Annotated in this window: 24 protein-coding genes; 12 read left to right on the plus strand and 12 right to left on the minus strand. The window is 36.9% G+C overall.

The features are described from left to right. Window positions 1–26: 26 nt before the first annotated feature. Together LB467_RS08045 and LB467_RS08050 are read right to left on the minus strand one after the other, a co-directional pair. Window positions 27–776, minus strand: coding sequence for a C40 family peptidase (locus tag LB467_RS08045; RefSeq protein WP_224473523.1), 750 nt, complete (start codon window positions 774–776; stop codon window positions 27–29). Between the two features lie 18 nt (window positions 777–794). Then, on the minus strand, window positions 795–1,976 hold the full coding sequence (locus LB467_RS08050; RefSeq protein ID WP_224473600.1) for an acetyl-CoA C-acyltransferase: 1,182 nt from the start codon (window positions 1,974–1,976) through the stop codon (window positions 795–797). Between the two features lie 115 nt (window positions 1,977–2,091). Between LB467_RS08050 and LB467_RS08055 the strand changes: the two genes are divergently transcribed. Then, a complete protein-coding gene (locus LB467_RS08055) occupies window positions 2,092–4,137 on the plus strand; it encodes an HD family phosphohydrolase (protein WP_224473524.1) in 2,046 nt (681 codons plus the stop codon). Window positions 4,138–4,140: 3 nt separating this feature from the next. Here LB467_RS08055 and LB467_RS08060 read toward each other — a convergent pair whose 3' ends face one another. Beyond that, a complete protein-coding gene (locus tag LB467_RS08060) occupies window positions 4,141–4,590 on the minus strand; it encodes a transcription elongation factor (protein ID WP_224473525.1) in 450 nt (149 codons plus the stop codon). Window positions 4,591–4,780: 190 nt separating this feature from the next. On the opposite strand from LB467_RS08060, the gene LB467_RS08065 reads away from it, so the two are divergent. Further along, window positions 4,781–5,434, plus strand: a complete 654-nt coding sequence (locus LB467_RS08065; protein ID WP_224473526.1) for a SatD family protein — start codon at window positions 4,781–4,783, stop codon at window positions 5,432–5,434. 2 nt (window positions 5,435–5,436) lie between these two features. Next, complete coding sequence (locus LB467_RS08070) at window positions 5,437–6,168, plus strand: DUF3307 domain-containing protein (protein ID WP_224473527.1); 732 nt, start codon at window positions 5,437–5,439, stop codon at window positions 6,166–6,168. Here LB467_RS08070 and LB467_RS08075 read toward each other — a convergent pair. After that, complete coding sequence (locus LB467_RS08075) at window positions 6,145–6,552, minus strand: glyoxalase (protein ID WP_224473528.1); 408 nt, start codon at window positions 6,550–6,552, stop codon at window positions 6,145–6,147. The genes LB467_RS08070 and LB467_RS08075 overlap by 24 nt on opposite strands. A 190-nt stretch (window positions 6,553–6,742) precedes the next feature. On the opposite strand from LB467_RS08075, the gene LB467_RS08080 reads away from it, so the two are divergent. The 4 genes from LB467_RS08080 to LB467_RS08095 all read left to right on the plus strand — a co-directional run bounded on the left by LB467_RS08080 (window position 6,743) and on the right by LB467_RS08095 (window position 9,922). Beyond that, the gene (locus LB467_RS08080; RefSeq protein WP_224473529.1) at window positions 6,743–8,101 is read left to right on the plus strand and encodes an NAD-dependent succinate-semialdehyde dehydrogenase; all 1,359 of its coding nucleotides are present in this window, start codon (window positions 6,743–6,745) and stop codon (window positions 8,099–8,101) included. 9 nt (window positions 8,102–8,110) lie between these two features. Then, the gene (locus LB467_RS08085) at window positions 8,111–8,986 is read left to right on the plus strand and encodes a DUF72 domain-containing protein (RefSeq protein WP_224473530.1); all 876 of its coding nucleotides are present in this window, start codon (window positions 8,111–8,113) and stop codon (window positions 8,984–8,986) included. Between the two features lies 1 nt (window position 8,987). Beyond that, on the plus strand, window positions 8,988–9,401 hold the full coding sequence (locus LB467_RS08090; RefSeq protein WP_224473531.1) for an NUDIX domain-containing protein: 414 nt from the start codon (window positions 8,988–8,990) through the stop codon (window positions 9,399–9,401). Window positions 9,402–9,526: 125 nt separating this feature from the next. Beyond that, window positions 9,527–9,922, plus strand: a complete 396-nt coding sequence (locus LB467_RS08095) for an acyl-CoA thioesterase (RefSeq protein ID WP_224473532.1) — start codon at window positions 9,527–9,529, stop codon at window positions 9,920–9,922. On the opposite strand, the gene LB467_RS08100 is transcribed toward LB467_RS08095, so the two are convergent. The 6 genes from LB467_RS08100 to tsaD all read right to left on the minus strand — a co-directional run bounded on the left by LB467_RS08100 (window position 9,919) and on the right by tsaD (window position 15,322). After that, a complete protein-coding gene (locus tag LB467_RS08100) occupies window positions 9,919–11,097 on the minus strand; it encodes a class I SAM-dependent methyltransferase (RefSeq protein ID WP_224473533.1) in 1,179 nt (392 codons plus the stop codon). The two genes, LB467_RS08095 and LB467_RS08100, sit on opposite strands and share 4 nt — an antisense overlap. Window positions 11,098–11,106: 9 nt before the next feature. Then, window positions 11,107–12,147, minus strand: a complete 1,041-nt coding sequence (locus LB467_RS08105; protein ID WP_237690422.1) for an AI-2E family transporter — start codon at window positions 12,145–12,147, stop codon at window positions 11,107–11,109. Window positions 12,148–12,207: 60 nt separating this feature from the next. Continuing rightward, window positions 12,208–12,729 carry a TrmH family RNA methyltransferase gene (locus LB467_RS08110; protein ID WP_224473535.1) on the minus strand — a complete coding sequence of 174 codons (522 nt, stop codon included), beginning with the start codon at window positions 12,727–12,729 and terminating at the stop codon, window positions 12,208–12,210. Beyond that, window positions 12,729–13,478 carry a DUF4159 domain-containing protein gene (locus LB467_RS08115; RefSeq protein WP_394371776.1) on the minus strand — a complete coding sequence of 250 codons (750 nt, stop codon included), beginning with the start codon at window positions 13,476–13,478 and terminating at the stop codon, window positions 12,729–12,731. The genes LB467_RS08110 and LB467_RS08115 overlap by 1 nt, the downstream gene beginning before the upstream one ends. Before the next feature lie 107 nt (window positions 13,479–13,585). Next, a complete protein-coding gene (locus LB467_RS08120; protein WP_224473536.1) occupies window positions 13,586–14,296 on the minus strand; it encodes a 16S rRNA (uracil(1498)-N(3))-methyltransferase in 711 nt (236 codons plus the stop codon). A gap of 3 nt (window positions 14,297–14,299) precedes the next feature. Continuing rightward, complete coding sequence (tsaD, locus tag LB467_RS08125; RefSeq protein WP_224473537.1) at window positions 14,300–15,322, minus strand: tRNA (adenosine(37)-N6)-threonylcarbamoyltransferase complex transferase subunit TsaD; 1,023 nt, start codon at window positions 15,320–15,322, stop codon at window positions 14,300–14,302. Between the two features lie 126 nt (window positions 15,323–15,448). On the opposite strand from tsaD, the gene LB467_RS08130 reads away from it, so the two are divergent. The 5 genes from LB467_RS08130 to LB467_RS08150 all read left to right on the plus strand — a co-directional run bounded on the left by LB467_RS08130 (window position 15,449) and on the right by LB467_RS08150 (window position 22,152). Next, on the plus strand, window positions 15,449–19,816 hold the full coding sequence (locus LB467_RS08130) for a translocation/assembly module TamB domain-containing protein (RefSeq protein ID WP_224473538.1): 4,368 nt from the start codon (window positions 15,449–15,451) through the stop codon (window positions 19,814–19,816). A gap of 82 nt (window positions 19,817–19,898) precedes the next feature. Next, a complete protein-coding gene (gene pfkA, locus LB467_RS08135) occupies window positions 19,899–20,885 on the plus strand; it encodes a 6-phosphofructokinase (protein WP_224473539.1) in 987 nt (328 codons plus the stop codon). A gap of 2 nt (window positions 20,886–20,887) precedes the next feature. Then, window positions 20,888–21,253: a methylglyoxal synthase gene (locus LB467_RS08140; RefSeq protein WP_224473540.1), complete on the plus strand. Its 366-nt coding sequence runs from the start codon at window positions 20,888–20,890 to the stop codon at window positions 21,251–21,253. Window positions 21,254–21,311: 58 nt separating this feature from the next. After that, window positions 21,312–22,013 (plus strand): hypothetical protein, encoded by a 702-nt coding sequence (locus tag LB467_RS08145; RefSeq protein WP_224473541.1) that lies wholly within the window; start codon window positions 21,312–21,314, stop codon window positions 22,011–22,013. Then, window positions 22,006–22,152: a hypothetical protein gene (locus LB467_RS08150; protein ID WP_224473542.1), complete on the plus strand. Its 147-nt coding sequence runs from the start codon at window positions 22,006–22,008 to the stop codon at window positions 22,150–22,152. The genes LB467_RS08145 and LB467_RS08150 overlap by 8 nt, the downstream gene beginning before the upstream one ends. Here the strand turns inward: LB467_RS08150 and LB467_RS08155 are convergent. Both LB467_RS08155 and LB467_RS08160 read right to left on the minus strand, forming a co-directional pair. Then, a complete protein-coding gene (locus LB467_RS08155; RefSeq protein ID WP_224473543.1) occupies window positions 22,149–22,532 on the minus strand; it encodes a RidA family protein in 384 nt (127 codons plus the stop codon). The two genes, LB467_RS08150 and LB467_RS08155, sit on opposite strands and share 4 nt — an antisense overlap. A gap of 20 nt (window positions 22,533–22,552) precedes the next feature. Beyond that, the gene (locus LB467_RS08160) at window positions 22,553–25,282 is read right to left on the minus strand and encodes a putative LPS assembly protein LptD (RefSeq protein WP_224473544.1); all 2,730 of its coding nucleotides are present in this window, start codon (window positions 25,280–25,282) and stop codon (window positions 22,553–22,555) included. Window positions 25,283–25,296 lie beyond the last annotated feature (14 nt).

Consider the following 25,296-nt stretch of genomic DNA (forward strand, 5'->3'; position numbering starts at 1 on the left):
TTTTCACCCTGAGTGCAGTCGAAGGGTTAAATAATCTTTTTAATTACGCGCAATTGGTGGGTATGCCTTTTTAATTCGGCATTAAAAATACCGGAATGATCAATGCGATCTATACGTACTTTTCCGTCTACGTGGATAATGTAGTTATCGTTCATCATAATGCCCACGTGATCTATTACTCCATCTTTATCATCAAAAAAGGCAAGGTCACCAGCTTCACTTTCTTCAATAAAACTCAGCGCTTCTCCCTGTTTAGCCTGATCGGCTGAATTTCGATTTAACTGATATCCATTTAATTTATAAACCATTTGCGTAAGTCCGCTGCAATCAATTCCCAACGGCGATTTTCCGCCCCAGGAATACGGGCTGTTTAAATATAATAATGCCGTTTTTACAATTTCAACCTTAAGTTTTTCACCCGAAACTGAATGCCCTTCAAATTGATGATTTAGTAAGCCTGTAGCATTAAGAGCGGCTCCGATAGGTACGGTGATAAGATGGCCGTTTTGATCGGTTACAAAATCAAAAAGATCAGCAGAATAATTGGGAATAGCTTCGTCTAACCGGAAGTAAGTTTCTTCCGGGATTTTAAGCAATTGCTTATTTGAGATCCAGGCCTCAAAATTATCGAATGCAACACGAATCCTGCTCCACTGGGCACGTTCTTCAAGTATTTTAAAATGTTCTCCATAAAGAACCTGAGATACCATTTCGCTATTATTAGATGTGGTTTCGCGAAGTGGCACAATGCTTAGGGGGCAAATTCCGTATTGCATTCAATAAAAAATATAAAATTAAGAGTTTCTCTCTATTACCATTGCAGATGCACCGCCACCGCCATTACAAATCGCGGCTGCTCCTAATTTAGCATTATTTTGCTGCAGTACGTTTAATAAAGTGATAAGAATTCTTACTCCGCTGCAACCCAGTGGGTGACCAAGGGAAACGGCACCACCATGAACATTGGTGATCTCGTCGCTAATTCCTAAAATCTTCATATTCGCTAATCCTACAACAGAGAAGGCTTCATTAAATTCAAAGAAATCTATATCATCCTGGGCAACGCCAGCATTTTTTAGTGCTAAAGGCAAAGCTTTGGCTGGAGACGTGGTAAACCATTTTGGTTCCTGTGCGGCATCGGCAAAACCTTTAATGCTGGCTAAGATTTCCAAACCTAATTCTTCAGCTTTTTCGCGGCTCATTAAAACCACGGCTCCTGCACCATCATTGATAGTAGAAGCATTTGCAGCAGTTACGGTTCCATCTTTACTAAAAGCGGGGCGAAGTGAAGTTATTTTATCCATTCTCACATTCTTGAATTCCTCGTCTTCTTTTACCACTAAAGGATCTCCTTTACGCTGTGGAACTATAACCGGAACAACTTCATTATCAAACTTCCCGTCGGCCCAGGCTTGAGCAGAACGCTCATATGATTTTATGGCAAAAGCATCCTGATCTTCTCTTGAAAAGCTATGCTCTGTAGCACAAAGATCGGCGCAAACTCCCATTGCATTATGGTCGTAAGCATCTACCAATCCATCTTTTTGCATTCCGTCTTCCATTTTTGCAGGGCCAAATTTCTGACCTTTTCTATGGTATAGATAATGTGGAATTAAACTCATATTTTCCATTCCACCGGCAACTACTATAGAAGTTTGTCCCAGCATAATAGATTGTGCGCCCTGCATCACGGCTTTCATCCCGCTGGCACATACTTTATTAACGGTTGTACAGGGAACTGAATCTGGAATGCCGGCTTTAAGAGCAGCCTGTCTGGCAGGTGCCTGGCCAACTCCCGCCTGCACTACATTTCCCATTAAAACTTCCTGTACAAGTTCGGGTTTCAATTTAATTTTATTTAAAGCTCCTTTGATGGCCACAGCACCAAGATCGGTAGCTTCTACGGTAGATAAGCTACCTAAAAAACTTCCAATCGGAGTCCTTGCGGCACTTACAATTACTACTTCGTTATTCATCATTTATGTTTTAGTTATTTCTTCTTTTGCGAATTTAGTGATTTTATAAGGAACTTAGCAACAGCGCTAATTTGGCCGCTATTTTTTAGTACATTTGAGCAATAGCACTAATTATATGAAGAAAATCGTAAATAACCTGTATAAAAATCAGGCGTTATTTTACAAGGTATTTTTATTTGCGCTTACCGCGGTGCTAATTGTTTACCTACTTCCCAAAGGTGGAAATTTTAAATATGAAATTCCCAAAGGGAAACCATGGCAGTATGAAAATCTTTATGCGCCTTTTGATTTCGCTATATTAAAATCTGAAGAAGAAATCCAGGACGAGCGCCAGCAGATTATAAGCAACCACACCCCATATTTGCAATTTAACCAGGAAATCCCAAAGCAGGTAAAATCTGAAGTACCTGAAGTAGTACAGGAAGTTTTTCCCGATAGCATTCTAAATAACAGGGAAACCCAATTTATTGGCTTTGTAAATGAAACTCTGGAAGACGTTTATGAATATGGTTTACTGCAGTCTAATAATAGAATAGAGGACAATCAGGTAGTTTACTTACGAAAGGGGAATGAAGCTTTTGAAATTTCCTATAAGAATATTCTAAAACAGGATCAGGTAAGAAATTTTCTAAATACCAAAATTGAAGAAACTAATCTATCAAACTTCGAGAATGAGCTATTGGAAGTTTTCTTTAACCTTATAGAGCCCAACGTAAGTTTTGATAGTGGATTTACCCAGAAGGAATTACAAAGTAAATTAGATAATATTTCTTATACCCGCGGCAATATTGAGCAGGGAAGTAGAGTGATTGCTCGTGGCGAAGTGGTAGAAGGCAACAAATACGACATACTTAGATCACTTAAAAATGAATATGAATCGCAGGTTTGGAGTGAAAGTAATTACAAATGGATAATTGTAGGTTACAGCGTTCTGGTTGCCCTGGCACTTTTAATGCTCCTGTTGTTCATTAGAAAATACAGGGAAGAAATATTTGAAAACAATGTAAAAGTCACCTTTATTTTCTTTAATATCCTCTTTATGGTATTGTTAACCAAATTGGTGGTTAATTTTAATATAGATTATGTGTATGTAGTACCACTGTGTGTTTTACCACTTACTTTAAAAGCATTTTTTGACGCCCGTTTGGGGATGTTTACTCACGTAATTACAGTACTTCTATTAGGCTTTATTGTGCCCAATAGTTATGAATATATGTTCCTGCAAATTATTGCCGGGATTGTAACCATACTAACGGTATCTGAGCTTTACAAAAGGGCTAACCTGTTTATTTCGGTAGGACAAATAACCTTGGTGTATATTATTTCCTATTTCGCTTTTACGGTTATTCAGGAAGGGAATATCGCCGATGTGGAAGCTGAAGTCTTACTTACGTTTCTCCTGGGAGGTCTGGCAACGCTATTTGTTCAGCCATTAATTTACATTTATGAAAAAATCTTCGGAATGGTTTCAGATATGTCCCTGCTGGAACTTTCTGATACCAATGCTAAATTGCTGAAAGAACTTTCAGAGAAAGCTCCGGGAACTTTTCATCATTCTTTAAATGTTGCAAACCTGGCTGAAGCTGCTGCGAATGAAATTAATGCGAATGCGATGTTGGTTAGGGTAGGAGCACTATACCACGATATCGGTAAAATGAAAAACCCAACCTATTTTTCTGAAAATCAAACTTCAGCAGTGAATTCTCACGATGAATTGGAACCTCGGGAAAGTGCCCAGATTATTACAGACCATGTGATTAATGGAATTGAAATTGCTAAAAAATACAACCTCCCCGATAGGGTCATCGATTTTATTAGAACGCATCACGGGACCACTACTGTTTACTTTTTCTATATGAAAGAAAAGGAAAGAAATGAAAATGCGGTTGCAGACGATTTTAGATATCCCGGGCCTATTCCATTCAGCAAAGAAACCGCGATTTTAATGATGTGTGATAGTGTGGAGGCGGCTAGCAAAAGTTTAAAAGAGCCTACCGCCGGGGTAATAGATAATTTTGTAGAAAAGATTATTAATAAGCAAATGAAGGAAGAGCAGTTCTTAAACGCTAATATTACTTTTAAGGAAATACAAGTGGTGAAAAAAATCCTTAAACGTAAGCTTAAGAATATTTTTCACCTTAGGGTAGAATACCCAGAATAGGAATTAACCTACTGCGGTAATTTTAACTTCTTCATCATTAAAGTTGAAAGTTTCACCCTCTTTTTTGCCTACCATTTCTTTATAAATAGGGGCTTCAGTTGAAATGGCATAAACGCTGCTTCCGTCTTCCATAGCAATTTCACCTATAGGAACAGAAATAAAGTAATAGTTCCCGCTTGTTTCTACAACACTGCCAAGATTTATTACTTCGCTATAATGATCAGGGTCTATTCGACTTAGACTTTCTTTCATTTCCTGGGCAGTGCTCAAACGCCCTGCAAATTTTTCAAAATCGCCCAGAAGTTCTCCTTTATTATCTTCATCATAATCTGTTTTAATATCATTAGCTTCCATAGATTCTTTTATATTATCCATTTGCTTTTGATATCGTTCTATTTGCTCATTTATAGTTTTTAAGCAGTTAAAATAAAGTTCTTTCTTATTGCTTACCATAGTATTTTTTATTGATTTTTTTAAAATTAAATAACCTAAGCAGGCTGAAAGAACATTTAGGAAAAATTTAATAACACATACATTTATTAAATTATAAGCCTATATACTTATAATATATAAATATAAGTCTTAGTACTTATAAATAATGAATATAAGTCCTGGGACTAATATATTTTGTTATATTTGGATTATGATAGCCGTTATTACAGCCGATTTAGTAGATTCTTCAAATTATTCTGAAGCTCTTTTAGATGAAATTTTAAAGAATTTAAATTCAGAATTTGAAAAACTTCAGCAAGAATATGCTGAAGATGAAGTAGATTTTAAAATTTACAGAGGTGATAGTTTTCAGGGCGTTATTTCAAGGTTTCAGGATTCATTACAAATTGCACTACGGATAAAAAGCCTTATAAATAAAGTGAAACTAAAAGATCAAAAACCTGCAAGCACTTTAGCCGATGTAAAAATAGCCATAGGTATTGGCACTTTTGATTATAAAGGAGATTCTATGGCTGAATCCAACGGGCAGGCTTTTCAATTCTCCGGAAGAACATTAGACGAAATGAAAAACGATTCCAGGAAAATTCGTTTAAAAACTCCTTTAGATAGTCTGAATGCAGAATTCGGGGCGAGTTTGTTTTTACTGGATGCCGTGATGGAAAAATGGAGCCAGGCTTCGGCAGAAGTGGTTTACTACTTACTAAAAGGAATGAAGGAAACCGAGATTGCCGAAATATTAAAAATCAGCCAATCGGCGGTAAACCAGCGAAAAAAGGCCTGTGGATGGGAAGCAATTTCGATCCTGCTGAAACGTTTTGAAAATGTAACTGCCCAGAGTTTTTAATTATGGAAGAAACTACAATAATCTTGCTTCAACTCCTCCTGGCACATATTTTAACCGATTTTGTGCTGCAACCTACCAAACTGGTAAAACACAAACGGGAGAAAAAGGCGGGTTCGTGGTTTTTATATTTTCACTCATTTTTAGCAGGATTTCTTACCTATATTTTTCTGCAGGAATGGCATTTATGGTATATACCGATAGTAATTAGTGTCAGCCATTTTTTTATCGATTTATGGAAACTTCAGCATAAAAGCGACACTTTAAAACTGTTTTTAATAGATCAGTTTTGGCATATTTTAATAATAATTTTAGTCTGGATCTATCTTATTGAAGGCTTTTCAGAATTGATTCCTTTTATTGCTGAATTCTTTTCTTCTCCTCAAATCTTAGCAATCATTATTGGCTACTTACTTGTTATTTTCCCAACCGGATTTTTAATTGGTAAGGCCACCCGGCGATGGCATAACGAACTTCAGCCCAATGGCGAAAATCAAAGCCTGGAAGCCGCAGGTCGATACATAGGTATTTTTGAAAGGATTTTGGTACTAACCTTTATTCTTACTCACAATTTTTCAGCAATAGGGTTTCTTATCGCTGCAAAATCTATTTTACGCTTTAGTGATAAAACCGATGCCAGTGCGAGAAAACAAACTGAATACGTACTTATAGGAACACTAATGAGTTTTGCTATAACTATCTTAATCGGACTCCTAGTACGCTACTTCCTCTTCTAAAAGTTGAATATTGCTCTGCAAACGCTCTTTTACAATATTCATCATTCGCTTATTTAAGGCCGAAGAATTCTCGATATAACCAGCATATTCTTCTAAAGTGAATTGTCCTATAATTATTCCCTTTAGGCTATTCCTGAATTTCACATCTTTCTGAATAGCGTTTTCAATATAAATAAAGCGCTGATCAAGTTTGAGTTCATAGAATTTGTTCTTGTGTTTTTTAGTGTAATTTCTAAAAACTTCCAGCAGCAATTCATCCTGAAGTTTGGCAATGGGCCGTAAAGTTTTGTTTTGAAATTGTTCGTCAAAACTCATGTTTTCTGAAACTCTGGCCGAAGGGATCTCAGGCCTAAGTTCTACTAATTGAAGGTCTCGTGGTATCATAAGAACTTGTTTTCTTAAATTTAATAAACTTTAAACCTCAAAATTCGAGCCCGATTAAAGACTTGTAAACTACTTATAAACATTCATACACGTTAAAATCGTCTTAATCGCCCTGTTTAAGCCTATTCTTCTTTTTATCTTTAGTTAGAAGCCTAAATCAACCAAATAATTTAAAAATTCTAATTAGCCAATGATAATTTCAAAAAACCCTTATACCGGAGAACAAATCTCCAGCCATCACGAATTAAGTGATACAGAAGTTGAAAAATCTATAAAAAGAGCGCATTCCAGGTTTAAATCCTGGCGAGAAACTTCTTTTGCAGAGCGTAGTAATTTAATGATGAAAGCTGCAAAAGAACTTAAAGACAATTCCCGGGAATACGCAGAAGCCATCACCAAAGAAATGGGGAAACCAATTAACCAGGCTATCGCTGAAGTAGAGAAATGCGCCTGGGTTTGTGAATACTATGCTGAAAATGCCGAATCCCACTTACAAAATGAAAAGATAAAAACCGATGCGAAAAATTCGTATGTGGCTTATGAACCTTTAGGAGTAGTCCTGGCCGTAATGCCATGGAATTATCCCTTTTGGCAAGTGTTCAGGTTTGCGGCACCCGCACTTATGGCTGGAAATATTGGAATTTTAAAACACGCCAGTAATGTAATGGAGTCAGCTAATAATATTCAAAAGATATTTGAAAAGGCTGGTTTCCCGGAGGATTGTTTTCAGAACCTGGTAATTGGCAGTAAGAAAGTTGAAAATATAATTAGAAACAAAAGAGTAAAAGCAGTAACCTTAACTGGTAGTGAAAGGGCAGGAAGTAGTGTTGCTTCAATTGCCGGGGAAGAGATCAAAAAGTCGGTTCTAGAACTTGGTGGGAGCAATGCACTTGTGATTTTTAAAGATGCTAATATTGCTAAAAGTGTAAAAACCTGTGTACAGGCCCGTTTTCAAAATACTGGACAAAGTTGTATTGCCGGGAAACGTTTGCTGCTACATAAGGATATAGCTGAAGATTTCTTGGAGGAATTCACACGCCAGGTGCGAGAATTAAAAAGCGGCGACCCAATGGATGAAGAAACTTTTATTGGGGTAATGGCCAAAGAAAATCTGGCGGAAGATTTGGAAGACCAGGTTAAAGATTCAGTAAAAAAAGGAGCGAAAATTATTTTAGGCGGAAAAAGGGACGGCACCTATTATGAACCAACTATAATTACTGGAGCCAGGGAGGGAATGCCCGTTTTTGATGAAGAAACATTTGGTCCTGTCATTTCGGTTACAGAATTTAAAGATGAGGAAAAAGCAATAGATCTGGTTAACTCCTCCAGTTTCGGACTTGGGGTTTCTATTTTTACAGAAGATGAAGATTTTGCCCTTAAAGTGGTTCCACGATTTGAAGATGGGGCTGTGTTTGTAAATGAGCTGGTTAAAAGCGATCCAAGATTACCTTTTGGCGGAACCAAAATGTCAGGATACGGAAGAGAATTGTCCCATCACGGCATCCAGGAATTCACCAATAGAAAAACGGTGTACTTTAACAAATATTAGTAGAACACTATGAACTTTGGAAAAGTAGATCATCCTGAGAATATAGATTTTTCCCTGCCTAAAACGCATCCGGACACCATTAAAATTCTTAATGAAAAGGGAGATAAAGGAGGATTTAAAGATGTGCGTATTGGCTGTGCAAAATGGAGTAGAAAAGACCTTAAGAACTTCTATCCGCGAGGGACAAAAGATGAGCTTGTTTACTACTCCTCGCAGTTTAACAGTATAGAATTCAATGGTTCTTTCTATAGAATGTATCCTGAAGAGCAGTTTAAAAAATGGTATGGAAAAGCTGATGAAGATTTTAAGTTTTTCCCTAAAATACCCAGACTTATAAGTCATAGAAAGTGGCTTAACGGAACAGAAGAGCTGACCGATGATTTTGTAAAAAATCTGCTTCAGTTAAAAGAAAAACTGGGAATGGTTTTCCTGCAAATGCGTGAGAATTTCACCCCAAAGTTTATTGATAGACTGGATGAATTTTTTGCTCATTGGCCAAAGGAAATTCCGCTTTCAGCAGAATTAAGACATGAAGATTGGTATGCAGATGAAAAAGTAGCCAACGAACTTTACGATATTCTCAAAGCAAGGGATGTAGCGCACATAATAACCGATACCGCGGGAAGACGCGATCTAATTCATATGCGATTGAGTAATACCACGGCCTTTATAAGGTATAACGGAGCCAACCATAGTTCAGATTACACAAGATTAGATGATTGGTTGGATAGGCTGGAAAAATGGCATAAAGAAGGGCTTGAGAATGTTTACTTTTTTGTGCATCAAAATGTGGAAGAGGCCTCTCCCTTACTTTCGGCCTATTTTATTGAGAAATTCAACAAACGATTTAAAACAGATATACAAATACCTAAAACTTTAAATTAAAATGAAACAGCAAGAAGTAGCAGTAACCGTAGATAGTGTAGTTTTTTGTAACGCAAATAATGAATTTAAGGTATTACTCATAAAAAGGAAAAACGATCCTTTTGGGGATCAATGGGCATTGCCGGGAGGTTTTATAGATGAATCTGAAGATTTGGTAACCGCTGCCAAACGGGAACTTAAAGAAGAAACAGGGGTTGCGGTAGAAACAATGGAACAGGTAAGAGCGTTTGGCGCTCCCGGTCGTGATCCCAGGGGAAGAACCATTTCTATTGCTTTTGTAGCTCGAATTTTTTGTGAGGAAGATCTAAATGCTGGTGACGACGCAGCAGAAGCTTCCTGGGTAAGTATAGATGATTTACCAAAACTCGCTTTTGATCACGCTGAAATCATTGAAGCTGCGAAAAATTATTTATAGTATTGGTAATTTACAAGCCCTTTTTTTATCAAAATCTAAAATGATCAACTTGATATTATAGTACCGGTAAATCTTAGAAAAGCTTTTACCCGCCCACATTTTATGGTTACTTTTAAAACAAAAATATGAGATTTCATACCAGAAAATGGATTAAACCTGAAGACCTAAACCCTAACGGAACTTTGTTTGGCGGGTATTTACTGGCCTGGATAGATGAAGAATGTGCTTTGTACAGTATCATTCAGCTGGAAAATTCTAAGTGTGTCACTAAATATATGAGTGAGATTAATTTTCAGCATTCTGCAAAACAAGGGGATATTGTTGAAATTGGGATTGAAGTACTGAAATTCGGTACTACCTCGCTAACTTTAAAGTGCGAGGTTAGAAATAAAATGACACGGCACACTATTATTACTATAGATAAAGTGATTATGGTGACCTTAGATGAAAATGGAAAACCAACGGCGCACGGGAAAACTAAGGTAGAATTTGTGAAAGACAGGTTGCAAGAACGCGCTTAGCATTTTTCACAGAATAACACGATCTTTTCATTATTTATATTGGTGGTGAAGAATAAATAGGTTTTACCACCTTCTTTTATTTTGAACTTTTTTCGTAAAACCGCAACGCTTTCGTGGAAGTTTCTGGTGGTAATGTTGGCTTTTAAATTCTTAAATTTTTTCTTTAATGAACTGGGCTTATATTCTTGATTATCAATAATTTTAAATCTTCTTCCGGGAAAATTAATTTCTTTTTCTGAAGTATATAAATGAGAATTGGGATGAAGTTTTTCTGTTTGCGTTTGATGCGCGATTTCTTCGAAAAGTCCACTTTTCATAATCGCTGCATTGGGCTCGTAAAGAAAATTCTTAGGTAGGGAATAGTTTAGTTCAGAAGTAGTTTTATTAAAAATTCCTTCAAATTCTTCAAGGCCGGTTTTAGTAAAATTCCTGGTTTTTATTTTAGTTGCTGAAGTATTGTCTTTTTTCAGCATCCATAATAATTCTTTCACATCATTATTTACTGCGATTATATGAATTTCGGCTACAAATTTCAACTCTGAAATTCCGGCCTGCAAATCGAGTAGTGGAGAGGTTTTGATGAGGATTGTTTTGCTTTTTCTAAATAGCAATTCAATATTTTCCGGGACATTAGGTAAGCAATCAGCAAGTTTAAAGACTTTTCCTCCCGAATCGTCCCGCCGAGCCGGATCTATATAAATACAATCGAATCTTTGATCAGTATCCTTTAGAAACGCAATGCTATCTTCATTTCTAAAGGAAATATTTTTCACCCCTAATTGTTTCAAATTATGCGCTGCAATTTCAGATAATTCAGCATTTAATTCACAATGTATAACCTCCTTAAAATTTTCAGCAAAATAATAATCGTCTATTCCCAGTCCGCCGGTTAAATCGATTAAAGTTTCGCCTTTAAGCAATGAAGCTTTATATTTTGCGGTAGTTTCAGAGGAGGTTTGTTCTAAATTTAACTTTGGCGGATAGTAAATTCGGGTTTGCTTAAACCAGGTTGGCAGCTTTTTTTCAGCCTTTTGCAAACCTGTTAACTGTTGTGCCAATTCTGAAGAGGAAATATTAGGAAATGGACTTCCGCGTAGTGCTAATTCAGCAGGAGTTGCTTTCAGGTGCTTCCTTAAGAACTCCTGAACTTCGGGATTTAATAGCGCTTTATTCAAAATGCAGATTTAAAGGTCCCGGGTAAGTCGTTTTACGATCTTGTATTCGCTTAAAGATTCTTTAGCGATCACTTTAAGGGCCGTATAGAAGGGCACAGCGATAACCATTCCGGTGATGCCGAACATAATTCCGGCAATAAGAATGATAAGAAATATTTCTAAAGGATGTGATCTCACACTGGCGCCAAAAATCATAGGCTGAGAGATCATATTATCTATAAGCTGACAAATAGCATAGCCAAGCATTATGTAACCTAATTTAGGCAGAATAACCAATTGAAAATCGGCACCAAGATTACTGGAAATCACAAAAAGAGCCATTAAAATTCCCGCAAAGAGAGGCCCTAAATAAGGGACCAAATTTAGAAAAGCGCAAATAAAGGCAATGGCAATAGGATTATTGATTTCGAACACACTTAGTAGAATAGCATAAAGCACAAATAAAACCGTGATTTGCAGGGTTAACCCAACAAAATAACGGGAAAGCAAAATTTTAATCTTATTAAAAACACGTTGAAATTTCTTTTCGTCCCCACGATTGGCAAAAACAAGAATACTATTCAACATTAATTTACTGTCTTTCAGCAAGAAAAAAGAAATAAAGAGAATGGAAAAAATGGCTATAATAGTGGCTCCCAAAATACTAAAAACATTATTTAAAAGTCTGGGAACCGCACCAATATCAAAATTTCTTATAAATTCACTCTGCTTTAAACCCTCTATTAGATTAATTTCTTGAACTCCTAAATAATTATTTATTTGATTGTTTAGTTCATTAACATCGCTTCTAAAAGCTTCCATGTCTATTCGACTTAGATAATGACTTTGCTCAATTACAATAGGTACGAAAACAAGTATAATTCCCGCGAAGATAGAGAGGACAAGGATTAGCACTATAATTACTGAAAGCTGATTGGGTATTTTTAACCGCTGTCTAAGAAAGATTACTACTGGCCGGCCAACCAGAGAAATTACCGCGGCGATAGCGATATAAACCAAAACCGATTGGATTTCCCATAAAAAATACAGCAGTAGAATAATACCTATCATTATTCCTGCTGCCCTTAAAATCCCTAAAGTAATTGATTTTGAATTCACGGGGTAAATATATTATTTCTTAGCGAAAGCAAATATTGTTTTTGATATTTCGTATAAGGCTATTCCTGCAGCTTGTGCAACATTCATACTGCTATTTCGTCCAAACATATTGATATGCAAATGTTTATCTGAAATTTTTAATAATTCTTTATTGATACCTGAAACTTCATTTCCCAAAATCAAAATGATGCCTTTATGATCTTCGGAATAATGGAAATCCTCAATAGGAATACTGCCTGAAGTGATCTCCAGTGCATAAACATCACAATTTGCTTTAGAATTTTGAATAAAATTAATCGTATTTTCGGTAAATTCGTGCGTAACGGTTTTGTGTGTATTTCTTGCTGTTTTATGAAGCCTTCGGCTATTAAGGTTTGGTTCGGTCCCCGAAAAAACAATTTTTTCCACGTTAAAAGCATCAGCAAGCCTGAAAATGCTGCCGATATTGGCTTCTCCCGTAATGTTATCTAACAGAAGAATAACGGGAAATTTTTCTTTGCTGAATTTTTCGTCAAAATGGGATAGTTGTACCATTAATTTTCAAAGGCGTATTTCAAAATATTTGCTCCCATCTGTAATGCTTTTAATCTTACTTCTTCCGGATCGTTATGAACTTCGGGGCTTTCCCAACCATCGCCAAGATCACTTTCTACGGTAAATAAAAGTACCAGTCTGTTTTCATCAAAGATCCCAAAAGCCTGTGGCGGTTTATTATCATGTTCGTGAATTTTGGGTAAACCTCGAGGAAAATTAAAAGCAGTGCTAAAAATAGGGTAGTTTGCGGGTAGTTCTTCCAGTTTTTTCTCAGGAAATACCTTTTGCAACTCTTTCTCCAAATATTGTTGCATCCCGTAGTTATCGTCTATATGAAGAAAACCACCACTTAATAAATAATTTCTAAGATTTTCAGCTTCTTTATCACTGAAAATCACATTTCCATGGCCCGTCATATGTACAAAAGGATATTGAAAAATATCTGAATTTTCCGGTGTGACGGTTACAGGTTTGGCTTTTAAACTGGTCTCGATATTATTATTTGCAAAAGTGATAAGATTGGGCAGGGAAGTAGGATTTGCATACCAGTCGCCGCCACCATTGTATTTTAGAAGCGCAATCTCCTGCGCAGCTAGAAACGGGCAAAAACCAATAAAAAGAAATAACGGTAAACTGCCTCGAAGCAAGCTCAAGAGGCTTTCAGAGAGGAAAGTAAATTTGAATTTCGAGGCAAGCCTTGGAGCATTTAAATCTCGATTATCGAGTAAATATTTTTTTAAAGTCAACATCAGTGTAAAAATATCAATAAAAAAGAGAGTATACTAAACGGATACAAATCTAAAAAATTCTGAGTTTGCAAAATTAATAGTGATAAATCTCACTTAGTGATCAAAAATTAATCCTGATTTATAAGAGCAATGGTATGACAGGCAACCATGGCTGCTGTTTCTGTTCTCAGTCTACTATCGCCTAAACTAACCGCATTCCAGCCTTTTTCAATTGCCTGTTCTATTTCTTCAGGAGAAAAATCACCTTCAGGGCCAATAAGAATGCATATATTTTCTTTTGGTTTAGCTTCGTTTTTCAGTGAAAGACGGGGAATATTTTCTTCGCAGTGAGCTATAAATTTCTGTGCTTCAGTTTCATTTACAAGAAATTCTGAGAAATTAACTGCTTCATTTATAATTGGTAAACTGAAATGTAAAGATTGCTTCATTGCGCTTTGCAAAACCCTTTCATAGCGATTTAGCTTTATTGTTTTTCTTTCGCTGTGATCGCAAATTATGGGTGTGATCTCATCAACTCCGATTTCTGTCGCTTTTTCCAGGAACCATTCATACCTGTCGTTCATTTTCGTAGGCGCTACTGCAAGGTGTAATCGATATTTTTTTGGTTTTTCCTCTTCAACTTCAATAATTGTAGCCAAACATTGTTTTGGATCAGCTGTTATGATTTCCGCCGTAAATAAACTTCCTTTTCCGTTTGTCACTTTTAATGAATCTCCAGGATTTTTTCGCAAAACCTTTGCGATATGCCGACTTTCATCTTTTGGGAAGACAATTTGCTTATCGGTTTTTTCAATATTCGGGGTGTAAAAAAGTTGCATCGATTAAAATTTATAACGTGCCTGCGCAGTAATAGAAAAATCGGAAAAATCCTGGTTCAAATATTTATAATGACCGGCAATAGCTATCATCGCAGCATTATCTGTAGTGTATTCAAATTTGGGGATAAAACAATTCCAACCATATTTTTTCTCCGCTTCCATGAGTGCATTTCTAATTCCGCTGTTTGCTGAAACCCCACCGGCGATGGCAATTTGGTTAATGCCTGTTTGTTTTACTGCCTTTTTCAGCTTATCCATTAAAATTCTTACTATGGAAAACTGAATTGAAGCACAGATATCCTTTAAATTTTCAGCAACAAAATCAGGGTTTTCTTTGGTTTGTTTTTGCACAAAATAAAGCACTGAAGTTTTAAAGCCGCTAAAGCTAAAATTCAAATCCGGTACCTTTGGATTTGGAAACGGAAAAGCTTTGGGATTTCCTTCCTGTGCATATTTATCGATTAATGGACCGCCGGGATAGGGCAGGCCTAAAATCTTTGCGCTTTTATCAAAGGCTTCACCTACAGCGTCATCTGTAGTTTCACCTATTACTTCCATTTCAAAATAGTTGGAAACCTTTACTATTTGGGTATGTCCGCCACTAATAGTTAATGCCAGAAATGGAAAGCTTGGTTTCTTGAAGTGTTCTTCCTCAATAAAATGCGCCAGAATATGCGCTTGCATGTGGTTCACCTCTATAAGAGGAATCCCTAAACCAAGTGATAAGGATTTAGCGAAAGAGGTACCAACCAGTAAAGAACCCATAAGTCCCGGACCCCTCGTAAATGCAATTGCAGATATATCTTTTTTACCGATATTTGCCCTGGCTATGGCCTGGTGAATCACTGGAACTATATTTTGCTGGTGAGCTCTGGAAGCGAGCTCTGGAACCACACCACCGTATTGTTGATGAACTTCCTGAGTTGCTACAATGTTAGATAGTATTTTGCCGTTATGCAATATAGCAGCGGCAGTATCGTCGCATGAAGATTCGATCCCTAATATGTAAATATTTTGTGAAGCCATTAAGTAATAAGGGGCATAGAAATTGTTAATATTGTGTACAAAGTTAAAATATAAAAGCGTATCAAAAAATTCTGGAAAATATTAACTAGAACCGTGGTTGCGCTGGTTTTGCTTTTTGTCATAATTTTGATCGTTTTCTCCATTCCCGCTGTTCAAACAAGTGTCGCAAACCGCATCACTAATTCTATTAACGAAAATAACGATGTAAATATTTCTGTAGACGGAGTAAGTTTAACCTACTTCGGCAGGGTGAAAATTAGTGGAATTTACATTGAAGACCATCACAAAAATACCTTAATTTTTTCTGAAGAATTACGCACTTCTCTTTTGGGAATTACAAACCTGCTTGGTAATAAACCACATTTAGGAAAAACCTATTTAGAGGGGTTAGAATTAAACATGCGAAAATATAAAGGTGAAGATAAAGATAACCTTGCCAGGTTTATAGAAAAATTAAGCACACAGCCTACCGGAGACTCTACGCAATTCGAGTTGCTGGTGGATCGGGTAGAAATTACTGATGGAAATTATAGTTTTATCAACGAAGAGAGTGAAAACCCTGAATTCCTGGTATTGAAAAATTTAAATGTTTATGGAAAAGAACTAAGAATTAAAGGTCCTGAATTAAGTATAAATATTGTAGGGCTTAATGCAATCGAAAAGCGCGGACTCGATATCGTTAACTTAAGTACGCAGTTCCTCTATAGTCCCGAGCATATGATTTTTGATAATCTCATAATTCAAACGCCGCAATCTTTGGTGAATGCTGAACTTGAATTTAATTACAAAACTGAAGATTTTTCCGATTTTGAAAACAAAGTAGAAATTACAGGAACATTTACCGAAAGTGTTATTTCCAGTACCGATCTTCAGGCATTTTATGCTGAATTTGGTAATGACCAGATTATGCAATTAAATACCGACATAAAAGGTACTCTTAATGATTTTGTACTTCCTAATTTACGGCTAACCGGGATGGATCGTAGTAAAATAGAAGGAAATGTAAATATTGAAGGAGCCTTTTCACAGGGAGGTGAAGATTTCAAACTTACCGGCGATTTTACCGAATTTACCAGTAATTATTATGATCTCGTAAACTTATTACCCGGTGACCTTAAAGGAAAACTTCCCGAAAATCTGCGTGATTTTGGTAATTTAACAATGCAGGGGGATGCTGTTGTAACCAGTTCTAACCTTAATGCAGATATGACAATAGATACACAACTGGGATCGGCTGAGGCTAACGTGGTTTTACGAGGTTTCAATAATTCAAGAAATGTTACTTATCAGGGGAAATTAATTTTTGAGGATGTAAATATTGGGAAACTAACCAATAATGAGAATCTGGGAAAAACCAGTTTTAACCTGGATATAGATGGTACCGGATTTGACGCTGAAACGCTTAACGCCGAATTGAGAGGTCAAATTTCTAAATTGCAATTCAATGATTATACTTACCAGGGGATTCGGGTAATCGGAAATCTTAGAAATCCTGTTTTTAACGGTTTATTAATGGCCAACGATCCCAATCTAAAGATGGAATTTAACGGTTTAGCCGACCTTTCTGAAGACATAAATAACTACGATTTTGAAGCTTCTGTTGGTTTTGCCGATCTAAATGCGCTTAATTTCGTTTCGCGTGACAGCCTTTCTGTTTTTAAAGGAGATGTGATTATGAATATGAAAGGCACCAGTATAGATGATGCTTTTGGTGAAATCTTATTGCTGAATACTTCCTATCAAAATCAAAACGACCTCTATTATTTTGATGATTTTAGTATTACCTCAAGCTTTGAAGGCCCTGTGAGAACCTTGAGTATTAACTCTCCAGATGTTATAAGTGGGGAAATTAAAGGAGATTTCAATCTTTCAGAAATAAGACCTTTAATCGAGAATTCCCTGGGCAGTATTTACACCAATTATAAGCCCAGAACCATTACTAACAATCAGTATCTTGAATTCGATTTTGACATTTATAACAAGATAATAGAAGTTTTTTATCCTGAAATTAACCTTGCTCCAAATACCTTTATTCGGGGTCGGTTAGCTTCAGATGAATCTGAATTTAAAGTGAATTTCCGTTCTCCAAAGATAGATATCTTTGGAAATATGATGGAAACAGTTAATCTAAACGTAGATAATACCAATCCTATTTATAACACTTATTTTGATGCCGACAGTGTTTCAACAGATTTTTATAATTTTTCTGAATTTAGCTTTATCAACGTAACTCAGAGAGATACGCTTTTTATAAGATCTGAATTTCAGGGAGGAAAAAATAATGAAGACATTTTTAACCTAAATCTTTTTCACACGATTAATAAAGAAAATAAATCGGTAGTTGGGGTTCAGCGTTCCGATCTTACTTTTAAAAATAATACCTGGTATATTAATGAAGAAGGCAATAAAAGTAACAAGATAATCTTTGATCTCGATTTTCGTGATATCACCATAGATTCTCTGGTGATGAGTCATAAAAATGAGGAAATAAGGCTTAGTGGAGTTATGCGGGATTCCACTTATAAGGATTTTAAAATGGAATTTGATGATGTGGATATTGGTAAGATCACTCCCCACATAGATAGTCTGGATCTTGCCGGAACATTAAATGGTAAATTTGATTTACTCCAGGAAAACGGAGCGTATTATCCCAACACAAACCTGAGGGTAGATTCTTTAAATATTAATGATAATTTGCTGGGTAATTTGGTACTTGATGTCGAAGGAAATGAAACACTTACCAGTTATGTGATAAATGCTAATTTACGTAAAAACGGCAATGAATCTCTAAATGCAATTGGGAATATAGATGTAAGTGGTAATGAACCCATTATAGATTTGAACGTAGATTTGGACGAATTAAATCTGGCTGCGTTTAGTCCTCTGGGAGGGGAAGTGATTAGTAATATTCGGGGTGCTGCATCGGGAAATGCCAAGGTTTCAGGGAATTATAAAAATCCCGATTTTTCTGGTGAAATTAGCTTGGCAAACGCGGGGTTAAGAGTTCCTTATCTTAATATAGACCTTGATTTTAAGGATGATGCGATAGTAAGTCTAAATCAGCAGGAATTTATTTTTGACAATGTTGAAATTGAAGATACTAAATACCAAACGGGGGGAAGGCTAAATGGAAGTATAGGTCATCAAAATTTTTCGGAATGGAACCTGGATCTCAATATTGATACCAACAGACTTCTTGTTTTAGATACTGAAGCCGATGAAGATGCACTTTATTACGGAACAGCTTTTATAAGTGGTAACGCCAGTATAGTTGGTCCAACAGATCAGTTGGTTATAGATGTTACCGCAACTACTGAGCGGGGAACCGTTTTTAAAATTCCTTTAAGCGAGACCGAATCGGTTGGAGATAACTCCTATATTCATTTTTTAAGTCCAGAAGAAAAAGCTGCCCGGAAAGCGGGTGAAGACATTATACTCCCTGAAGTGACCGGAGTGGAACTTATTTTTGATCTCGATATTACAAATGATGCCGAAGTGGAAGTAGTAGTAGACCAAACCAGTGGAAGTACCTTAAGAGGCCGGGGTTCGGGAAATTTACTACTGGAGATTAACACCAATGGAAAATTCAATATGTGGGGGGATTTTGTAGTATATGAAGGTGTTTACAACTTCAAGTACGCAGGACTTGTTCAAAAAGTTTTTAATGTAGAATCGGGTGGAAGTATCAACTGGAACGGTGATCCTACCGATGCCGAACTGGATGTAAGCGCAATCTATGCTTTAAATGCTAACCCTGCAGTTCTACTGGAGAATCCATCTATTAACAGAAAAATTCCTGTTGAAGTAATTATTAACCTTCAGGGTGATATAGAACAACCCGATATTACTTTCGATATAGCTTTCCCCAGTGCCAGCTCCGTAGTGCGATCAGAACTGGAATATAGAATGGACGACCGTACCAGTAAAGAACTTCAGGCTTTATTCCTGGTAACCCAGGGAGCATTCTATAGTGAATTTGGTTTAAGGCAAAACGCAATTACAGGAACTTTGGCAGAAAGGGCCTCAAGTATTGTAAATGATATTTTTGCGGGAGATGATGGTAAATTTCAGGTTGGAGTAAACTATGTGCAGGGTGATCGTACCCCAGATCAGCAAACCGTAGACCGTTTTGGTTTAACACTTTCAACACAAATAAGCAATAGGGTTATCATTAATGGCCAGGTAGGGGTTCCAATAGGAGGGATGACCGAATCTGTTATTGTTGGTGATCTGGAAATTGACTTCTTATTGAATGAAGACGGGACCTTAAGAGCCAAGGTTTTTAATAGGGAAAATAATATTCAATTTATTGGTGAAGAAATAGGCTTTACACAGGGTATAGGCTTATCCTATTCGGTAGATTTCGACACTTTTAAAGAATTGATTAGAAAAATTGCCAATACAGAGATTCAGTCACTAAAGAAAGAGGCTGAACAGAATACCACATCTCGTCCTGAAGCTCCCGATTATATTCGCTTTCCCGATCAGGATTAAAATTATATTATAATTCCTAAAACTTAATCTTTTTCTTTTGAGATAGCGCCTGAGTTTGTAATTTTAGGCTAGAATTTAAAATATGACAAAAAGGATAAAACGAATAGGAGTAATGACTTCCGGAGGAGATTCCCCTGGAATGAATGCTGCTATAAGAGCTGTGGTTAGAGCGTGTGCCTATTATCGTGTAGAATGCCTTGGTTTTATGCAAGGTTTTCAGGGAATGATAGAGGGTGATTATATAGAACTAAATGCACGTAGTGTAAGAAATGTGATTAATTTGGGTGGAACTTTTCTAAAAACGGCCAGATCAAAAGAATTTCTAACTGAAGAAGGACGAGAGAAGGCAGCCAGTCATTTAAAAAAGGCAAATGTGGATGCCATGATTTTAATTGGTGGAGATGGAACCTTTAGAGGAGGTCAAGTCTTTAGTAAGGAACATAACATCCCTGTAATTGGTGTTCCGGCAACCATAGACAATGATATCTTTGGTACACATTATACCATAGGCTATGATACTGCTTTAAATACCGTTATAGATGCGGTAGATAAAATCAGGGATACCGCAAGCTCCCATAATAGGTTGTTTTTTGTGGAAGTTATGGGTCGGGATGCCGGATTCATAGCTTTAAATAGTGGAATTGGTGCCGGTGCAGAAGAAATTTTAATCCCGGAAGAGGATCTTGGTTTAGACCGATTGTTAAATTCATTGGAACGCAGCAGGCGTTCAGGGAAAACTTCGAGCATTGTTATAGTTTCTGAAGGTGACAAAATTGGTAAGAACGTTTTTGAATTAGCAGCTTACGTGAAAGAAAACTTGCCTTATTACGATGCTAAAGTTACCGTTTTAGGGCATGTCCAGCGGGGAGGTCGCCCCACTTGCTTTGATCGTGTTTTGGCGAGCAGGCTCTGCGTAAAAGCTGTAGAACTTGCCCTGGACGGGCAACGTGATATTATGGTAGGAATGATGAATAATGAAGTTCAGGCCATTGAGCTGGAAAAAGCCCTAAAAGCAAAACCAACTATTAATAAAGATTTGCTTCGCATATCTGATATATTATCTGTATAATTATGAAAACAGTTGCAATTATTGCCCACAATGGGAAAAAGGCCGAAATGGTTCAGTTTCTAAATAATCATAAAGAAGCTCTTCAAGCTAAAAATATTAGACTAATTGCCACCGGAACAACTGGTGCAAAAACCGAAATCGCCGGTTTTGAAGTTGAAAAATTGCTTTCGGGGCCAATTGGTGGCGATGCGCAAATTGCTTCGCGAATTGCCGAAGGTAAAGTAGATATGGTGATCTTCTTCCGTGATCCTTTGGATAAACATCCACACGAACCAGATATTTTTATGCTGATGCGTTTATGTGATGTTCATGATATCCCTCTGGCTACAAACCCCGCCAGTGCTAAGTTACTAATGCAAGCTTTCTAAAACTTCAAAAATTTTCTTGATATATTCGCCCCGAATTATTCCATTATTGTTTGTTTTGATGACCTCAAGCTCATCGCTACATTCACAGAATAATTATACCGAAGCGGCTTTATTCAACATAGGAATAGGTTCAGTTTTTAGTGGAATAGGAGCGGTAATCAATAAAGAACCTCAAGAGAAGATTGGCGATGTTCTTTTTAAAGGAATGGCGCAGGGCGCGTTAGGCGGTTACCTGGTTTTTGAGAGTAAAGTAATTGCGGGGAGAATTGCCAGGCACGAAAACCTAAGCTATGGCTGGCCGGCAAAATTCGTGAATTCAGCTGGTACTTCTATTATTGAAAATGCTGCTTCAAACAGGAATTTCTGGGAACAATGGAACCTGAATATTGGTTTTAACCGAATAGAATTTCACACCAAAAATCGATTTCAGATTAAATACAGGATTCAACCAGTATCTTTTCTTTTAACTGCTTATACCGCTGTCCAGAATCAATTTGAGCCAAATTTGAGTTTAAGGCTTGGGGAATTCGTTTTTTCGGGTAATAGTTATTTCAGGAGTAAAGATAAATCCTATCGAGGTGCGGCAATAGGTACAGCAATTCTATTAAACCCTGAAGCAGGCGGATTTAATTATAATACTATCGTCCACGAAATGATTCATGTTTTTCAGTATCATGATTTTAATGTGCTCAATACTTATATGAATAAGCCTTTGGCCCAATTTAAAGAAGGTTCGGTTTTTTTTCAGAAAAATGGATGAGTTTTTAAACTACGACAGTAATATCTTTATCTTCGCCGGCCTGTATAAAATGGAACATTTTGGCGAAGATATAAAGACTTTTGATGGCTATTACTCCAATTACTTTGAACGGGAAGCCCATCTGTTCAGTGATTATTAATACTTTACCGCAATAGCGCTTATCTCTACATTTACAAATTTGGGTAAATTTGCAACTTCTACAGTTTCTCGGGCAGGTGCAGTTTCCGCATTAAAATATGATCCATAAACCTCATTTATTTTAGCGAAATTATTCATATCACTAATAAAGATTGAAGTTTTTATTACGTTTTCAAAATCCATTCCAGCTTCAGCAAGAATCGCTTTTAGATTTTGCATTACCCGGGTTGTTTCCTCTTGAAGTTCGTCTGTCTCTAATTCGTTGGTTTCTGGATTAAGTGCTATTTGTCCTGAAACATAAAGCATATTGCCGGTTAAAACAGCCTGGTTATATGGCCCGATAGGAGCAGGGGCTTTGTCGGTTTTAATAATCTTTTTCATGATAAATATTTTAAATTGGTTTATAATCTACGGTCTGGTTCTCTTCGTTTGTCATACTTGAGATCACTTAAGATTGCCGATTTAATCCCAATAAAGAAATACCAGGAGCGACGTTCACTGAACGGCACCCAGTTAAAACTTAATCGCCAGGTATTCAAATCCCGCTGGAATCTTAATTGGGTATAGGTAAATCCTAATTCTTTTAAATCGTAACCTGAGGAGGCTCCAACTTGCCATTTAGGAGAAAGTTCTACATCTCCTGAAAACATTATGGAGTGGGAGGTTATCTCATTTTGTCGTGCGGTATTATTATAAGTCATGGTATATGACACACGCAAATCCCACGGTATTTTATAACTATACCAGTTGTCGTTTCTTTCCGGGCGATCTTCATCAGCAAAAGGATCGTCTTCTTCATCATAGAATTTTCCATCCAGATCAGATCCCTTCCCGAACAGGTCGTCTCTTCTTCCCCCACCACGATAGGTGTCGTTATCTATATCATCTTCACTTTCGTCTTCGCCTTCGTCCTCAAAATCTTTACTGGAAAACGCATATCCAAAACTTACGTTTGCATTGGTAAACCTGAATAAACTCCCTCCATTATTTATGTTAAGCTGGTTGGTTCTTCGGTTATTGTTATCTAATGCATAGATATCCATATTTCCTGCAACGTTAATATCCAGTTTATCTCGAACAATCGGGATGCTTCCCCTTAGGGCTATGGGCGAAAGTTTAGGTTGACCTGCTTCAGCGGCGAGATTATAAGCCGTACTCATGCTAAAGTTATTTAATAATGTGATCTTCTCCGGCTCTGTTGCGGTACTGTCCTTAGAACGCACTTTTGCTTCCAGGGTATTACTAAGACTAAGTCCCAGGGAACTGGAAAATCTGTTTCCCGGAGCACCATATAAGGTCCCGCTAAACCTGGAATAATCTACCATATTGGTTTCCATTGGATTTGCCGGATTAAGTCGTTCGTAGGTATCGTAATATTGATCAAACGCCGGATTTACATTATAACTAATTGAAGGTCGCACTACGTGCCTAATAGCCTGTATTTTCTTATCCTTTCCAAAATTCTTTAAACCATACAAGGTTGTACCTATGCTGGTTCCAAAATTATATGTCCTGTAAGCATCAAATCCGTTGATGGTATCAGTTACAACTTGATTATTGAACTCATCATAGGATTGCTCAAAGGTTTTAAAAACCCAGTTTTCTTCGTAATTGGCATTAGCACTAACACTTAAATAATTGAATAATTTAAAGTTGGTCGCTACCGGAATGGAATGTTGAGCCCCATAATTTGCATCGCGAAACATTTCTGGTTTAAAAAACAGGGAATCTGTAGTTCTAATCTGGTTTTCCCCTCTTATATTATACTGAAAGTTTATATTCTCAATAATTCCCTTTTTTGCACCGGTCTTTGGTGCAAAAGGATAAATTCTCGTCATACTGGCCTGCACGGTAGGCAAACTCATATCAATAGTTTGTGTCCGTGTATTTTGACTATGCCGCGCGGCAACACTTAAATTAACCTGAGGTTCACCGGGAAATGTTTTGCTATATGAAACCGAAGAGCTTAAAGTGTTGGTTAAGAAATTACCGGTATTCATTTGATTTACTGATTGTTGGTAATAAGTACTGCTTCCCAGGTTTACAGAAGCATTAAATCTTGAATTAGGATTTGCCTTGGCATCCTGATTATGTGACCATTGAATATTGTAAACAGATTGTTCGGCAAAATCCGGGAAACCTCGTTCGCTTTGAAAAAGGTTTTCATACCTAATTCTTACGTTTCCACGGAAGCTATAGCGTTTGGCGTAATTACTTTCCAGTCTTACCGCATAACTCCCATTTGTATAGTAATCCCCCAGGGTTAATAGATCTACATAGTCATTAATAGCAAAATAATACCCGCCGTTTTGAAGGAAATATCCACGCTGGCTATCCCCAAAACTGGGAATTATAAAACCCGAGGTTTCTTCTTCAGTTAACGGGAAATATCCAAAGGGGAGTCCTAAAGGAGTTGGTACATCGGCCAGGTACATATTTACAAAGCCGGCAACGATTTTCTTTTCAGGAACAAATTTAATTTTCCTGGCATAGAAGTAATAATCGGGGTTATCTAAATCTTCATCAGTAGTAAACCGCACATTTTGCATAAAGTAAACCGAATCATTTTCACGTTTGGTTACTTCGCCTCTTACATTAAAACTAGCTTGCTGGGTCCTGGAATTATAAACCAAGGCTCTTTCAGTATCAAAATTAAAACGAATAGAATCGGGTTCTACGGTTTGATTTCCCTGTACAAAAACCGGTTTTTGAGAATAGGTGCCCGTGGAATCGGGAATTCCATAAGCATAAACTTCATTTTTTTCATTGTCCATTATAATCAAACCCGCATTTATCTGCATATCCCCGTAGATAATTTGCGCTTCATTATAAAGATACATTCGGTTTTCTTTCTGACTAATGCGCATATAGTCTTTAGCTTCATATTTAACCACTCCGGTAATAAGCTGATTTCCCTGTTGTGGGACCTGAAGGGAGTCTCCAACAATGCTATCGGTGATTTTTATGCTTTCGGCAAGAGGTAAGGAGTCGCCAACGGTAACTAGAGAGTCCCTTTCTTTGGCATCTATGTTTATTTCTTTATCGGTTCCTATTTCCTGAGCGTTTAGACAAACGAGAGGAAGCAGTATAAAAATACAGCAAAAAAGTATATTAGGTATGTTTGTTTGCAATGCTCTAAGTGCTA

Origin of the sequence: Salegentibacter tibetensis, assembly GCF_020164485.1 — a bacterium.
Classification (GTDB): Bacteria; Bacteroidota; Bacteroidia; order Flavobacteriales; family Flavobacteriaceae; genus Salegentibacter; species Salegentibacter tibetensis.

Excerpts from the sequence above, each read along its gene's own strand:
- LB467_RS08070 (WP_224473527.1), top strand. The coding sequence starts at position 5,437 with ATGGAAGAAACTACAATAATCTTGCTTCAACTCCTCCTGGCACATATT.
- LB467_RS08060 (WP_224473525.1), bottom strand. The coding sequence starts at position 4,590 with ATGGTAAGCAATAAGAAAGAACTTTATTTTAACTGCTTAAAAACTATA.
- pfkA (WP_224473539.1), top strand. The coding sequence starts at position 19,899 with ATGACAAAAAGGATAAAACGAATAGGAGTAATGACTTCCGGAGGAGAT.
- LB467_RS08080 (WP_224473529.1), top strand. The coding sequence starts at position 6,743 with ATGATAATTTCAAAAAACCCTTATACCGGAGAACAAATCTCCAGCCAT.
- LB467_RS08145 (WP_224473541.1), top strand. The coding sequence starts at position 21,312 with ATGACCTCAAGCTCATCGCTACATTCACAGAATAATTATACCGAAGCG.
- LB467_RS08075 (WP_224473528.1), bottom strand. The coding sequence starts at position 6,552 with ATGATACCACGAGACCTTCAATTAGTAGAACTTAGGCCTGAGATCCCT.
- LB467_RS08150 (WP_224473542.1), top strand. The coding sequence starts at position 22,006 with ATGGATGAGTTTTTAAACTACGACAGTAATATCTTTATCTTCGCCGGC.
- LB467_RS08055 (WP_224473524.1), top strand. The coding sequence starts at position 2,092 with ATGAAGAAAATCGTAAATAACCTGTATAAAAATCAGGCGTTATTTTAC.
- LB467_RS08115 (WP_394371776.1), bottom strand. The coding sequence starts at position 13,478 with ATGTTGACTTTAAAAAAATATTTACTCGATAATCGAGATTTAAATGCT.
- tsaD (WP_224473537.1), bottom strand. The coding sequence starts at position 15,322 with ATGGCTTCACAAAATATTTACATATTAGGGATCGAATCTTCATGCGAC.
- LB467_RS08105 (WP_237690422.1), bottom strand. The coding sequence starts at position 12,147 with ATGATAGGTATTATTCTACTGCTGTATTTTTTATGGGAAATCCAATCG.
- LB467_RS08085 (WP_224473530.1), top strand. The coding sequence starts at position 8,111 with ATGAACTTTGGAAAAGTAGATCATCCTGAGAATATAGATTTTTCCCTG.
- LB467_RS08095 (WP_224473532.1), top strand. The coding sequence starts at position 9,527 with ATGAGATTTCATACCAGAAAATGGATTAAACCTGAAGACCTAAACCCT.
- LB467_RS08045 (WP_224473523.1), bottom strand. The coding sequence starts at position 776 with ATGCAATACGGAATTTGCCCCCTAAGCATTGTGCCACTTCGCGAAACC.
- LB467_RS08065 (WP_224473526.1), top strand. The coding sequence starts at position 4,781 with ATGATAGCCGTTATTACAGCCGATTTAGTAGATTCTTCAAATTATTCT.
- LB467_RS08120 (WP_224473536.1), bottom strand. The coding sequence starts at position 14,296 with ATGCAACTTTTTTACACCCCGAATATTGAAAAAACCGATAAGCAAATT.
- LB467_RS08140 (WP_224473540.1), top strand. The coding sequence starts at position 20,888 with ATGAAAACAGTTGCAATTATTGCCCACAATGGGAAAAAGGCCGAAATG.
- LB467_RS08090 (WP_224473531.1), top strand. The coding sequence starts at position 8,988 with ATGAAACAGCAAGAAGTAGCAGTAACCGTAGATAGTGTAGTTTTTTGT.
- LB467_RS08050 (WP_224473600.1), bottom strand. The coding sequence starts at position 1,976 with ATGAATAACGAAGTAGTAATTGTAAGTGCCGCAAGGACTCCGATTGGA.
- LB467_RS08110 (WP_224473535.1), bottom strand. The coding sequence starts at position 12,729 with ATGGTACAACTATCCCATTTTGACGAAAAATTCAGCAAAGAAAAATTT.
- LB467_RS08155 (WP_224473543.1), bottom strand. The coding sequence starts at position 22,532 with ATGAAAAAGATTATTAAAACCGACAAAGCCCCTGCTCCTATCGGGCCA.